This window comes from Caulobacter sp. DWR1-3-2b1, assembly GCF_049895765.1.
Classification (GTDB): domain Bacteria; phylum Pseudomonadota; class Alphaproteobacteria; order Caulobacterales; family Caulobacteraceae; genus Caulobacter.
Window position 1 is genome coordinate 1 of sequence record NZ_JAFCSZ010000049.1, and the last position, 12,975, is coordinate 12,975.

Below are 12,975 nucleotides of genomic sequence, written 5' to 3' on the forward strand. Positions count from 1 at the left end.
GTATCGCTCGACGGACAGCCGCTGTCGTTGTGGCGCTCCCGTGGTGTACCTGCCCCATAACGCATCCTTCCAACCATCGGAAAATAGTGCACCATCAAAGTCCGGGACCAAACATCTAGGGCGAGGCGGACCGCGCTGTCGCGAGCGGTGTGGTCAGCTCCCGGCTCGCCCCATTTTTCTCCAACCAAGCCACTCTCAAGGAGAGCCACATGAAAAAGCTTATGGGACGCCGCGCGTCACTGGGCGCCTTGGCCGGCCTGGCCGCCGCGCCGCTCGTGGCGTCGAAGGCCAGCGCCAAGCCCGCCGCGCCTATGCCGCCGGTGACGATCTACCATCTGGAGGGACGCCGATCGGAACGGCTCGTCTGGCTGATGGAGGAACTCGGTCTCCCCTACGACCTGAAGTTCAAGCGCGGCGATCTGGCCGGTTCGATGGCGCTGATCCGCGAGTTCAGCCCGGTAGTCCCCATGGCGCCGACCGTGAAATATGGCGACCAGATCCTGGTCGAGTCCGGCGCGATCATCGAGTTGATCCTGAACCGGCACGCGCCAGGAAGGCTCCAACCCAAGCTGGATAGCCGGGACTATCCCGCCTACCTGATGTGGATGCACTTTGCCGAAGGCAGCCTGGCGGCGCGCCTGTTCTCTGACTATCGGGCCTGGATGGCGCAACCGCCCAAGCAACGCTCGCGCCTCGTCGACTCCGAGGCCGTTGTCCAGTTCGCGGAAGACTTCCTTGCCAAGCATCCCTGGTTTGGCGGCCCCGCATTCTCCGGCGCGGACATCATGATGATGTTCCCGCTCAATGCGGCCACGGGCCTGAACCTGGTCGAGGTCTCGCAATTCCCCAACGTCGCGGCCTGGAAGGCCAAGATCGAGGCCCGGCCCGCCTACCAGCGCATGCTCGCCAAGGCGCGTCCCGACGGCATGATCGGTGGTTTGCCGCGCTTGCCGCAACACGCGCCTTCCGGACCGCGCCAAACGCCGGCGCCGCAGAATTAGACTGGAAATTCAGACCAAAGCTCAGCTCATCGCGCGACGCGTCATTTGAATTCGTGGACCGCGCTAGATCGTTTGTGGGGAGTCCCCGCGTCCGCGCTTTGAGACTGGAGCCCGTTCTTGCCGGCAGCGCAGGAGGTTCACGACGAATTTCGCCGTCGGTCGCGTCGGGGGCTTGCTCATGGCGCATCGGCGCTACGGAAGCAGAAAGCTGAAGGACGGTTGCGAGCGCGTCGGGCGGTCCCGCGCCAGTCCTATCTGCCTACGGAGAGCGAGGGCGATGTGACCGGTCTTTAGGCATACGGGTGGATGTCGTTCCGTAGCGCGCTATCTCTGTTAGATCGGGCGTTTTTCAGCCAGAAGAGCGCATCCCGGTCGGCCGTCGCGCGTTTGCACGCGCATTGTCGCCCTCGTGCCTTGTCGCGTGCCGCATGCGGCGACATCTCCTTATGAGGCGACAATGCTCATTCGCTACGGCTACGAAATAACGGTCAACTGTCAGCAGCCCACGGCGATGGTCACCCTGTTGAGCATTCGTGAGGGGCGTGAGGCGGATATCCGCATTCCGGAATCCTTCTTCATGACACCGCCGATCGAGAGCTCGACCTATCGCGACATGTTCGGCAACGCCTGCCGCCGTTTCGTAGCGCCTGCCGGAAACCTGACCCTGTGGAGCGACAGCGTCATCGAGACCAACGGCGCGCTGGACGCCTACGAACCCGACGCCGAGCAGCATGCCGTCGCCGACCTGCCTGACGAGTGCCTGATCTACCTGATGGGCAGCCGTTACTGCGAGACGGATCGCCTCAGCCAGATGGCCTGGAACCTGTTCGGCGCGGTCCCGCCCGGGTGGGCCCGGGTCCAGGCCATCTGCGACTACGCGCACCAGCACATCGGCTTCGACTATCAGAATGCCCGCGCGACCCGCACGGCCTATGACGCTCACGCCGAGCGCACCGGCGTCTGCCGGGACTATGCTCACCTGGCCGTCACGCTTTGCCGCTGCATGAACATTCCGGCCCGCTATGTGAACGGCTATCTGGGCGACATTGGTGTCGCGGTGGCCGATCCGATGGATTTCTGCGCCTGGATGGAGGTCTATCTCGGCGGTCAGTGGCACACCTTCGACCCTCGCAACAACGTGCGGCGCGTCGGCCGGATCGTGGTGGCGCATGGTCGCGATGCGGCCGATGTGGCGATGTTGAGCTCGTTTGGACCTCACTTTCTGATGGGGTTCCGGGTGTGGTGCTACGAAACGGCGGCCGAGGGACTGCCGGTCCACGTGGTGGACACGACGGGCGTGGCGAGCCCCGAGATCAGGGCGCGATCGCCGTTCTGATCGGCGACCAAGCCATTAAGGCGACATTTGGCTGGCGGCCAGATGCTCGGCTGGCAAGGCTAGTTATGTCTTGCGCATGTGAAGGCCGCATGGCGCAAGATCCATGCGTCTTTGGAGAACAGCTTGTCCATCACCGTCGCCCTCCACCATCTGACGCGCTACCGCTATGACCGTCCTGTCGAGATGGGGCCTCAGGTCGTGCGGCTGCGACCGGCCCCGCACACGCGAACGCGGATACCCAGCTACGCCCTGAAGATCACGCCTGCTCAGCATTTCATCAACTGGCAGCAGGACCCGTTTGGCAACTGGCTAGCCCGGCTGGTGTTTCCCGCCCCCGTCAGCGAATTTTCCGTCGAGGTGAACCTCACGGCGGAAATGTCGGTCGTCAATCCGTTCGACTTCTTCGTCGAGCCCTATGCCGAGACCTTGCCCTTCGCCTATCCCGACGAACTGGGCGGCGAGCTGGCCCCCTATCTCGTCTGCGACGACGACAGTCCCGCCCTGGCTGCCTATGTCGAGACCCTGGAGACCTCCAGTTCAAGCACTATCAACTTCCTGGTGGACCTGAACGCCCGTCTGCAGCGCGAGATCAGCTATCTGGTTCGCATGGATCCCGGTGTCCAATCGCCCGAACAGACCCTCGCCCTGGCGTCGGGGTCCTGTCGCGACAGCGCATGGCTGTTGGTGCAGATCCTGCGCAAGCTCGGCTTGGCCTCGCGTTTTGTGTCCGGCTACCTGATCCAGTTGAAGGCGGATATCGACGCGCTGGACGGTCCGTCGGGCACAACGGTCGATTTTTGCGACCTGCACGCCTGGGCCGAGGTTTATCTGCCCGGCGCCGGCTGGATCGGGCTGGACGCGACCTCGGGCCTGTTGTGCGGGGAGGGGCACATCCCGGTGGCGGCTACGCCTCACTATCGCTCCGCGGCGCCGATCACCGGCGTGGTCGGACCCGCGCAGGTGGAGTTCGAGTTCGACATGTCGGTGACCCGGCTGATCGAGCCGGTGCGCATCACCAAGCCGTTCGAAGACGAGCGATGGGCCGCCCTCGACGCCCTGGGCGAGGCTGTGGACAGGGACCTGGCCGAACAGGATGTGCGCCTCACCCTCGGCGGCGAGCCGACCTTCTGCTCGATCGACGATTTCGAGGCGGCGGAATGGAATACCGACGCCGTCGGCCCCACCAAACGCCGTCTCGCCGATGACCTGATCCGGCGTCTGCGCGACCGCTTCGCGCCCGGTGGGTTGCTGCACCACGGCCAGGGCAAGTGGTATCCTGGCGAGCCTCTGCCCCGCTGGTCCTTCGCGCTCCACTGGCGCGCCGACGGCCAGCCGATCTGGCGCGATCCAGAGGCGATCGGCCGGGAGCCAAGTCTGGGTTCGCGCGGCAAACCGACCGGGGCGCCGCAGGCCTCGCGCTTCGCCGCGCAGTTCGCCGAGGTCCTGGGTCTGGACCCGGGTTGCGTGCTCACCGCTCTGGAGGACCCCTTGCACTGGATGGGCAAGGAAGGCGCGCTTCCGACCAATTTCGACGATGAAGACCTGCCGATCGATGATCCGGAAGCGCGCGCTCGGCTGCTGAAGGCGTTCGACGGCGGTCCCACCCGACCGCGAGGCTATGTGCTGCCGATCCGCCGCTGGCGCACCGGCCAGGATAGCGGCTGGATGACCGAAGCTTGGAGCCTGCGGCGCGGCCGGATGTTCCTGGTTCCCGGCGACTCTCCGATCGGCTTTCGTCTGCCCCTGGGCGATCTGCCCAAACTGTCGCCCGAGGACTATCCCTCCATCGTGGAGCGCGATCCCTTCGAGCCGCGCGACCCACTGCCGGCCCACGGGCACCTGCGCAAATCCCCGGCGGAGACTGCGGCGACGTCGCCCCATGTGCGCACCGCCATCATCTTCGAACCGCGCGACGGCCTGCTCTATGTGTTCATGCCGCCAGTCGAGACCGCCGAGGACTATCTGGAGCTGGTCGCCGAGGTCGAAGCGCTCGGGGCGGCGACGGGCCAGATCCTTCGCTTCGAGGGCTACCCGCCGCCCAGCGACCCACGCATCAACACCATCAAGGTCACCCCCGATCCGGGCGTGATCGAGGTCAATGTCCATCCCGCCGCCAGCTGGCGCCAGACCGTGGACATCACCACCGGCGTCTACGAGGAGGCGCGTCGCACCCGCCTGGGCGCGGACAAGTTCATGATCGACGGTCGTCACACCGGGACCGGGGGCGGCAACCATGTGGTGGTCGGCGGCGCCACGGCGCCCGACTCGCCGTTCCTGCGCCGTCCAGACCTGCTCAAGAGCCTGCTGCTCTACTGGCAGCGGCATCCCTCCTTGTCCTATCTGTTCTCTGGTCTGTTCGTTGGGCCAACCAGCCAGGCGCCGCGGGTCGATGAGGCGCGGCATGACGCCCTGTACGAGCTTGAGATCGCCATGGCGGCCGTGCCCGCTCCGGGCGCGGGCGAAGCTCCGTCGCCTTGGCAGGTCGATCGCTTGTTCCGCAACCTGCTGGCCGACGTTGGGGGCAATACCCACCGCACCGAAATCTGTATCGACAAGCTCTATTCCCCCGATGGCCCGGCTGGGCGACTTGGCCTGCTCGAATTTCGCGGTTTCGAGATGCCGCCGGAAGCCAGGATGAGCCTGGCCCAGCAGCTGCTGATCAGGGCTCTGGTCGCCTGGTTCTGGCGAGAGCCGCAGGACGGACCTCTGGTCCGCTGGGGCACCGCGCTGCACGACCGTTTCATGCTGCCGCATTTCGTCTGGACCGATTTCCTGGGTGTCCTGAGCGACCTTCGCGGGGCAGGCTATGACTTCGACCCGATCTGGTTCGAGGCCCAGCGCGTATTCCGCTTTCCCGCCCATGGTCGGGTCGAGCATGGCGGCGTCCAGCTGGAGATCCGCCATGCCCTTGAACCCTGGCACGTGATGGCCGAGGAAAATTCTGGCGGCGGCACCGTGCGCTTCGTCGACGCCTCGGTGGAACGTCTTCAGGTCCTAGCCGAAGGCTTCATCCCCGAGCGACACCTCATCACCTGCAACGGTCGGGCCTTGCCGATGACCTCGACCGGGGTTTCGGGTCAGGCCGTCGCGGGCGTGCGCTACAAGGCCTGGAAGGCACATAGCGGCCTGCATCCGCTACGCGAGGTCGATGCGCCTTTGACCTTCGACATCCTCGATCGCTGGAATGGACGCTCGCTGGGGGGGTGCGTGTATCACGTCACCCATCCGGGCGGCCGCAGCTACGACACCTTCCCGGTGAACTCTTATGAGGCTCAGTCGCGGCGCCTTGCGCGGTTCCAGGAACACGGCCACACGCCGGGGGCTATCGTCATGCCGGTCGAGCATCGCTCCGCCGAGTTCCCGCTGACCCTGGACTTGAGGACGCCCGTTGCCCGCTGACCACTCCGCCGTGCAAGATCGGGACGCCGCCCAAGCGGCCTCTCAGACTCGCCTGGACGCCTGGCTCAGCGGCTATCGACGGCTGCCCAACGTTCCTGACGAGCTCATCCAGCCAGACGGGACGACGCCAGACGCCTGGTTGCGGTTTCTCGGGGCGCTGGCGGAATTCCCCGAGGGCGAGTTCGAGGATCGCTTCGCCCTGGCGACCCGCCACATCCGCGACGCCGGGGTGTCACACCGGATCTATGGCGACGACAACGAACGCATCTGGCCGCTGAGCCCGCTGCCACTGATCCTGGACGAGCGCGAATGGGCGGTGATCGCCGAAGGCGTGGCCCAACGTGCGACTTTGCTCGAGGCCGTGCTCACTGACCTCTATGGCGACGCCCGCCTGATCAGTGAAGGCCATCTGCCGGCCGCGGCTGTGACGGGCGGCGCTGATTTCGTGCGGGCCATGCGCGGCGTCAAGCCCGCCGGCGGCCGGGCCATGCATCTCTATGCCGCCGACCTGGGGCGCGGACCCGATGGTCGCTGGTGGGTGCTCGATGACCGCACCCAGGCGCCGTCCGGCTCGGGCTATGCGCTCGAGAACCGGATGGTGTTGTCGCGCGCCTTCCCCAATCTCTACAACGCGATGAACGTACATCGGCTCGCACCGTTCTTTAGTGACTTCCGGACCAGCCTGACGGAGGCGGCCCACCGCAGCGACCCCCGCATCTGTCTGCTCAGCCCTGGCCCCTTCAGCGAGACCTATTTCGAGCAGGCCCATCTGGCCCGCTATCTGGGCTTCCTTCTGGTCGAAGGCGACGATCTGGTCGTGCGCGACGGCCAAGTCTATGTGCGCACCATCGCCGGCCTCAAGCGGGCCGACGTCCTGTGGCGACGGGTCGACGCCGACTTCATCGACCCTCTGGAACTGAACAGCGCCTCCCGCCTCGGGGTCCCGGGGTTGCTTGATGCGATCAGGGCCGGGGGAGTGGTGGTGTCCAATATGCCCGGCTCCGGCCTGATCGAGTCGCGAGCCCTGCTGGGGTTCCTTCCCGCCCTCAGTCACCGCCTGCTGGGCGAGCCGCTGAAACTGCCCAATGTCGCCACATGGTGGTGCGGCCAGCCGTCCGAACGCCGGCAGGTTCACCGCAACATCGACACCCTGGCCATCGCCCGTGCTTTCAGCGGACAGGGTCATGCGTCCCTGGCCCAAGGGCCGCGCATGCTCGCGGATCTCGCGCCCGCCGAGCGCGAGTCGTTGCTGGCGGCGATGGACGCGCGGCCGGTTGACTATGTCGGCCAGGAGGTCGTGCGACTGTCGACAACTCCGGCCTGGCGCGGCGGCGAGCTGCGGCCCAGCCCGTTCGTCCTGCGCGTCTACGCCACCGCCACCGCCGACGGGTGGAAGGTCATGCCCGGCGGCTTCTGCCGTATCTCGGACCAGCCTGACGCCCGCGCCCTGTCGATGGGTCAGGGCGCCCAGGCGGCGGACGTCTGGGTGCTCTCGGAGCGGCCGGTCGAGCGCATCTCGCTGCTGGCCCATCGTGACGAGGTCAAGGTGCGCCGGATCATGGGGCATCTGCCCAGCCGCGCGGCCGACAACCTGTTCTGGCTCGGGCGCTATTTGGAACGAGCGGAGGCCACCCTGCGACTGGTGCGGAGCCTGTGCACCAGTCTGATGGACTCCGACGCGGCCATGCATGGGGCCGGCGAGACCCTGTCGAAACTGCGAGGCCTGCTGGTCGAGTGGGGCGCTGTCGACGAGGCCGCCAATGGCGATCAGGTCGCCGACTTCGTCTCCGCCGCCCTCTATGACGAGGCGGCCTATGGTTCGGTGATCCGTCTCGTGCAGGCGGCCCGCCGTACAGCCGCCACCATGCGCGAGCGGCTGTCGGAAGATTTCTGGAAGCTGTTGCTCAACCTGGAAGACCGACTCAAGGGTCGGCGCCAGGAGGCGCTGACCGAGGCCGAAGGCTTGGCGCGCGCCGAGGGCGCGCTGCAAACCCTGTCGGCCTTATCGGGCCTGACCCAGGAAAACATGAACCGGGTGGCGGGTTGGCGCTTTCTGGATATGGGCGGCCGCATCGAACGCGGCGTCAACACCTGCCGGATGATGCGCCAATTGGCCAGTGACGACGCGACCCTGGACGATCTGGACCTGTTGCTCGACCTGATCGACAGCCAGATCACCTATCGCTCACGCTACCTGGAGGGGATGGCCTTGGGTCCTGTGCGTGACATGGTGTCCCTGGACCCGTTCAATCCGCGCTCGGTAGCCTTCCAAATTCTTACCCTGAAGACGCACCTGGCCTGCTTGCCTACCTTGCAAGACGACGGCATGCCGGAAAAGCCGACCCGGCTGATGGTCCATCTGGCCAGCCAGGTCGAAACCGCCGACGCCGCCGATCTGGACACCGAGAGGGCGATGGAGATCGAGCGCCTGCTGATGGCGTTCTCCAATGCGATCACTGACCGCTATTTCCTGCAGGGGTCGAACGCGACGCCGACCAAGAAGCTGGGCGGTCTGGCGTGATCTATCAGGTGCGCCATTTGACGACCTATCTCTATGAGAAGCCCGTGACCTTCGCGCGCTGCGCGCTGCGCCTCGCGCCGTGGCAGGGGGCGGACCAGGCGGTCCTGGACAGCCATCTGACCATCACGCCACGGCCGATCCGGCTGGACGAGCATGTCGGGCAGTTTGGCGAGCAGGTCGTCACCGCCACCATCGAGACGCCGCACCGGTCGTTGAAGATCCTCGCCCGCTCCAACGTGGATGTAACGCGACCCCGACCCGTCGGGGCCCTGGGCGGCGTTCCGTGGGAAACCGTGCGGGAAGCGGCCTTCGCCTCCAGATCGCTCGATATCGCCTCGCCGGTGCATTTTCTCTATCCGACGGCGACGACCAGCCTGCAGTCGGCGATCACCGCTTACGTCGCCGAGAGCTTCACCCCCGGACGCCCCGTGGTGGAAGCGGCCTTCGACGTGGCCTGCCGGATCAAGAGCCAGTTCACCTACGATCCGCAATCGACCGAGGTCTCGACGCCCGCCATCGAGGCCTTCAACGCGCGCCACGGCGTTTGCCAGGATTTCGCCCACATCATGATCACCGGCCTGCGGGGCCTGGGGCTGCCTGCCGCCTATGTCAGTGGCTACCTGCGCACCTATCCCGCTCCCGGCAAGCCAAGGCTGGAGGGCTCCGACGCCACCCATGCCTGGGTGGCCCTGTGGTGCGGCGGGGCGGACGGCTGGATAGGCTTCGATCCGACCAACGCCCTGGTCGTGGCCGAGGACCACATTGTTCTGGCAAAAGGCCGAGACTATGCCGACGTGGCGCCCATCGGCGGCGTTGTGCTCGGGCCTGGCGCCCAGGTCATTACGGTGGCGGTGGACGTCATTCCGGCCAGTTGATCCGGCCCGACTGCCCGGTACTTGAAGCTCCGCTCTAGCGACATTCCACAATGTCGATCGTGCCGCTCCCAGCGCTACAGTTGGAACCGGACACATTCGACGGCTCAAAGACGGCGCCGCGACCCCTGAGCGGAGAAGGGTCATATATAGCTCTATCCCACGGGAACTATTGAGTTTCTGCCGCCTTAGACATCGAGGAGGACAAGTTATGCAAAAGACTGAAAGCGCCCCGAAGAAGGCGCGTCGTGGTTTCGCGGCAATGGACCCAGAGCAGCGTCGCGCTATCGCTGCTAAAGGCGGTGCAAGCGTACCTGCTGAGAAGCGCAGTTTCGCTCGGAGCAAAGAGCTTGCGAGCGAGGCGGGGAGCAAGGGCGGCCGAGCCAGACCTTCGTCAACCAACGCCTAGGCCCTTGCTGGTCACAAACGCACCGATGACGAGCTCCGCTGCGGCAAGCCGAATTAGGCTTGGACCGGAAAGTTGCCTTCGTTTTCCATCAGTTCGTAACGCCAAAGCGTCGCAATGGCGCTGCTGGAAGCCAAGTGGGGCAGCTTTGTCGTACAATTAACGATGAAGCACTTAGACGGCACGCTGATGCACGCTAATGCCGAAAGCCGTGCCGCGTCGCCGCAGCTGGGTCAGGAGATGCGGTCTATGGCGGATGGCTCGGTGAAGGTGATGCGCGACACGTCCGAACGCCGTCGCGAAATCACGGCTATGCTCCGAACCCGCGGCAGCGTTCAGGTCACGCCCCTGTCTGAGCAGTTTGGGGTATCGATGCAGACCATCCGCAAGGATCTGCACTATCTCGAAGAACACGGCGTCGCGACGCGCGCCTATGGCGCCCAGACCGTGGCGGCGCTGGAAGATCTGCTCTTGGACAAGCTCTTCCTGGGTGTTGACGGCTTTGACGTCGAGCTCGGCATCACCACCCACCACGAAGCCGAGGCGCAGCTGAACCGCAAGATGGTCGAGACGGCGCGTGAGATCATCGCGGTCACCGACGCATCCAAGTTCGGCAGGGTCTGTCTTCACCGCATCATCGATGTCGGTGACCTGGATGTCCTGATCACCGACGCCGCCGCGCCGGACTATATCGACCAGGCGGCGGCGCAGCTGGGGATCAGCCTCTATAAGGCCTGACGCGCTTAGCGGCGCAGAGCCGCGCCCCCCAGGTGACGATCAGGGGGAGGTCGCTGGTCGCGGTCACCGATCGGGCGACGATCTCGACGATGCGCACGCCCTTGATGTCGGCGGTGAGCGCATGTGGAGCCTTGCTCAGGCCCATCGGCGGGCTTTGGGCCAAGAGCTTGCCGTCGCCATAGACGGCGAAGCGCACCTTGTCCCTGGTATTGCGCGTGGAGTCATCCACCCCAACCCGGGCCTCAAAGCGTGTATGGCCCGTGTTGCTCACCTCGATGAGGGAATTGGCCAACACCCCTATGCCGGTGTCAAAGCCTTGACCGTCGATACGCAGGGCTTGGTCGTAAGGCATCGCGTCGGCCTGGGCCCCGCCCCAGCCGGCATAGGTCGGGCGCTCGCCTGAGCCGCGGGTCTCGCCCCAGGCGTTGCACATTCGGTGAATGACCGGATCGGCCTCGGGGGCAATCACGCCATCGACCGCCACGTTCACGTCGCGGGACGTTTCCGACAGATAGACACCGTCGCTGAGCTGTCGCTGGCCAGAGGCCTCGAAGACCAGGGTCTGGCGCGGCTCCAGCGTGAAGTTGGTCGCCCCGGTGAATGCTGGCGGAGCAGACTTGTCCCACAGGTTCTTGAGCTGTACCGGGGCGTCGTCGGCGAATTTCAACTGGGCGGCGGTGAGGGTCACGTCGGTCTTGCCCAGACCCCGGTTGAACAGGGCCACGGCCTTCTTGCCGTTCGCCAGGGTCTTGACGATGATCTGCACATCGTCCGAGGCGTAGGCGATGACGCCCTGGTGGCCGCCGGGGTCCTGGTTGAGCCGCACGATGTCGGCATTGCCCCAGATGTCCATCAGGCTCTGCGGGGCCTGGCGCAGGTCGTAGCTGATCAGCAGCGGCGCGTTGATCATGGCCCACAGCGCGAAATATGAACGCGCCTCGATCAGGTGGTTCTGATCGAATTCGCCGTGACCGATGAACAGGATGTCCGGGTCGTTCCAAGCGCCTGGCTTGGCGTAGAGCGCGCGGGTCGAGGCGCTGTCGAAATTGTGCAGCATTCGCGTCCAGGTCGGCGTGATGTCGCCGCTGGTGCGCCACATGTGTCCGACGTTCTTGCCCCACGACCTGACGTCGGCCGAGCCCCAGTTGCAGATCGCCAGGATGTAGTCGCCGTCGGGATTGTGGGTCTTCAGCGCCTGAGCGACTTCAACATAGCGGGCTCGCACGGCGGGCACGTCGCCGCCCCTGATCGACATCTGGTCGATCAGGGGCGGCGACAGCGTGTAGGCATGCTTGCGCACGATGTCGGCTTCCGGGCCGTAGACATTGATGCCGCAGGCATCGACCTAGATGTAGTCAAAGCCCCACTCCTTGAAATAGAGCGCGATATCCTGCTCGACGTGGCCTTCAAGGCCGACCTCGCGTTCGGCCGTCGTGCCTTCGAGCGGGTTGGGGGAATGCAGGTCATAGGCCTGCGAGCAGGTGTTGCGGCCGATGTCGGTATAGATGCCGGCCTTCAGGCCCATCTTGTGCAGTGCGTCAGTGTAGGGACGGAAGCTGGTGTCCTTGCCCTTGATCCTGGCCGACGGGAAGATCGCCGTGCGGATTTCCAGACGCCCGTCCGACTGCCGGCGCTTGAGCCACCAGCCACCAGCCACCAGCCATCGTCGATGTTGACATAGTTGTAGCCGAGCTTGGACAGGCCGCTATCGACCAGGACCTGGGCCGCGCCCACAACCTTGGCCTCGTCCACCTCGGTGCGAAAGGCGTTCCAGGAATTCCAGCCCATGGGCGGGGTGCGCGCCTGGGACCGCTGGGGGATCGACCATTTGCCGGTGGCCGCCAGAGGGTCGGCCACGGGGCCGGTTTGGGCGAGGGCGGGGGCCGACAGGGTGAGAAGGCTTGCGACGGCGGCGGAGGCCAGCAGGGAACGGACGGTCATGGAGCCTCTTTTCAATCGGCTTGGAGTTCAGTGTTCACGCCCGGTGAAGAACTCGCGCTTGGCGTTGCCGTAGTAGATCCTGTCGATCACCGACCGAGGCAGGGCCAGGCCGCGAGCATCGGCGTCGATGTCATCGACGCGTTGGGTCTCGGCCGTCGCCAAGTACTTCCAGTCCGCCATCCAGTAGTCGTGCGCCACCTTCCTGAACCCCTGTGCGTCCTCGCCGGGATTGAGCGTGAGGTCGGTGCCGTAGAGGATGCGATCCTGATACTTGATGAAGAAGTCGCGCACCTTCTGGTGGTTTCGGACCGACTGATACTGGATCTGCGCCATCCGGGCAGCCAGCTCGATCACCGCGTTCGGATGGGCGTCCAGGAACGTCGCCGCCGCGTCGACGCTCCACTCCAGGCTGCCCATGTGCGCGCCGACGAAGCGAAGCTTCGGGTGATTGGCGACCATTTTGTCGCGCTTGGCCGTCAGGGTTTCATAGCGCGGCATCTCCGGGTGGAGATACATGTGGTATTCCGGGTGGTTGCTGAAATAGGCCTTATCGTTCCTGGTCGTCATCTGGTCGCCCGGCGGCCAGCAATTGCGTGGCTCGCCCTGGTGAGCGATCAGGGGAATGCCCGTCGCCGCGAGGTGATGTTTGGTCCCGGGCTTTGATGGATCGGATTGATCTTGAATCTTGCAGGCTCTTTTGTCCACATTTTGCAGATGAAGTCGTAGGGGGTCAGGCCCTTGAGCGTCTTAAGGCGCCGACC

General features: G+C 65.3%; 10 protein-coding genes and 1 pseudogene. 7 read left to right on the forward strand and 4 right to left on the reverse strand.

Annotated features, from left to right (window positions below):
* Window positions 1-209: 209 nt before the first annotated feature.
* From ACP69S_RS21225 to ACP69S_RS21255, 7 genes are all read left to right on the forward strand, one after another.
* On the forward strand, window positions 210-1,001 hold the full coding sequence (locus ACP69S_RS21225) for a glutathione S-transferase family protein (RefSeq protein ID WP_426000625.1): 792 nt from the start codon (window positions 210-212) through the stop codon (window positions 999-1,001).
* Between the two features lie 457 nt (window positions 1,002-1,458).
* Window positions 1,459-2,337: a transglutaminase-like domain-containing protein gene (locus ACP69S_RS21230; protein ID WP_426000627.1), complete on the forward strand. Its 879-nt coding sequence runs from the start codon at window positions 1,459-1,461 to the stop codon at window positions 2,335-2,337.
* Window positions 2,338-2,460: 123 nt separating this feature from the next.
* Window positions 2,461-5,736 carry a DUF2126 domain-containing protein gene (locus ACP69S_RS21235; protein WP_426000629.1) on the forward strand — a complete coding sequence of 1,092 codons (3,276 nt, stop codon included), beginning with the start codon at window positions 2,461-2,463 and terminating at the stop codon, window positions 5,734-5,736.
* A 10-nt stretch (window positions 5,737-5,746) separates the two neighbouring features.
* Complete coding sequence (locus tag ACP69S_RS21240) at window positions 5,747-8,257, forward strand: circularly permuted type 2 ATP-grasp protein (RefSeq protein WP_426000631.1); 2,511 nt, start codon at window positions 5,747-5,749, stop codon at window positions 8,255-8,257.
* Window positions 8,254-9,132 (forward strand): transglutaminase family protein, encoded by an 879-nt coding sequence (locus tag ACP69S_RS21245; RefSeq protein WP_426000633.1) that lies wholly within the window; start codon window positions 8,254-8,256, stop codon window positions 9,130-9,132. Before ACP69S_RS21240 ends, ACP69S_RS21245 begins: the two co-directional genes overlap by 4 nt.
* A 208-nt stretch (window positions 9,133-9,340) precedes the next feature.
* Entirely contained in the window at window positions 9,341-9,538 is a 198-nt protein-coding gene (locus tag ACP69S_RS21250; protein WP_426000634.1) for a KGG domain-containing protein, read from the forward strand.
* Between the two features lie 114 nt (window positions 9,539-9,652).
* Window positions 9,653-10,273: a DeoR family transcriptional regulator gene (locus tag ACP69S_RS21255; RefSeq protein ID WP_426000636.1), complete on the forward strand. Its 621-nt coding sequence runs from the start codon at window positions 9,653-9,655 to the stop codon at window positions 10,271-10,273.
* Here the strand turns inward: ACP69S_RS21255 and ACP69S_RS21260 are convergent.
* From ACP69S_RS21260 to ACP69S_RS21275, 4 genes and pseudogenes are all read right to left on the reverse strand, one after another.
* Window positions 10,254-11,573, reverse strand: coding sequence for an NPCBM/NEW2 domain-containing protein (locus ACP69S_RS21260; RefSeq protein ID WP_426000638.1), 1,320 nt, complete (start codon window positions 11,571-11,573; stop codon window positions 10,254-10,256). The two genes, ACP69S_RS21255 and ACP69S_RS21260, sit on opposite strands and share 20 nt — an antisense overlap.
* A 45-nt stretch (window positions 11,574-11,618) precedes the next feature.
* Window positions 11,619-11,930 carry a hypothetical protein gene (locus tag ACP69S_RS21265; protein ID WP_426000640.1) on the reverse strand — a complete coding sequence of 104 codons (312 nt, stop codon included), beginning with the start codon at window positions 11,928-11,930 and terminating at the stop codon, window positions 11,619-11,621.
* 56 nt (window positions 11,931-11,986) lie between these two features.
* Window positions 11,987-12,214, reverse strand: a pseudogene (locus ACP69S_RS21270) (NPCBM/NEW2 domain-containing protein); the annotation flags it as partial.
* Window positions 12,215-12,241: 27 nt separating this feature from the next.
* Window positions 12,242-12,898, reverse strand: a complete 657-nt coding sequence (locus tag ACP69S_RS21275) for an amidohydrolase family protein (RefSeq protein WP_426000642.1) — start codon at window positions 12,896-12,898, stop codon at window positions 12,242-12,244.
* Window positions 12,899-12,975 lie beyond the last annotated feature (77 nt).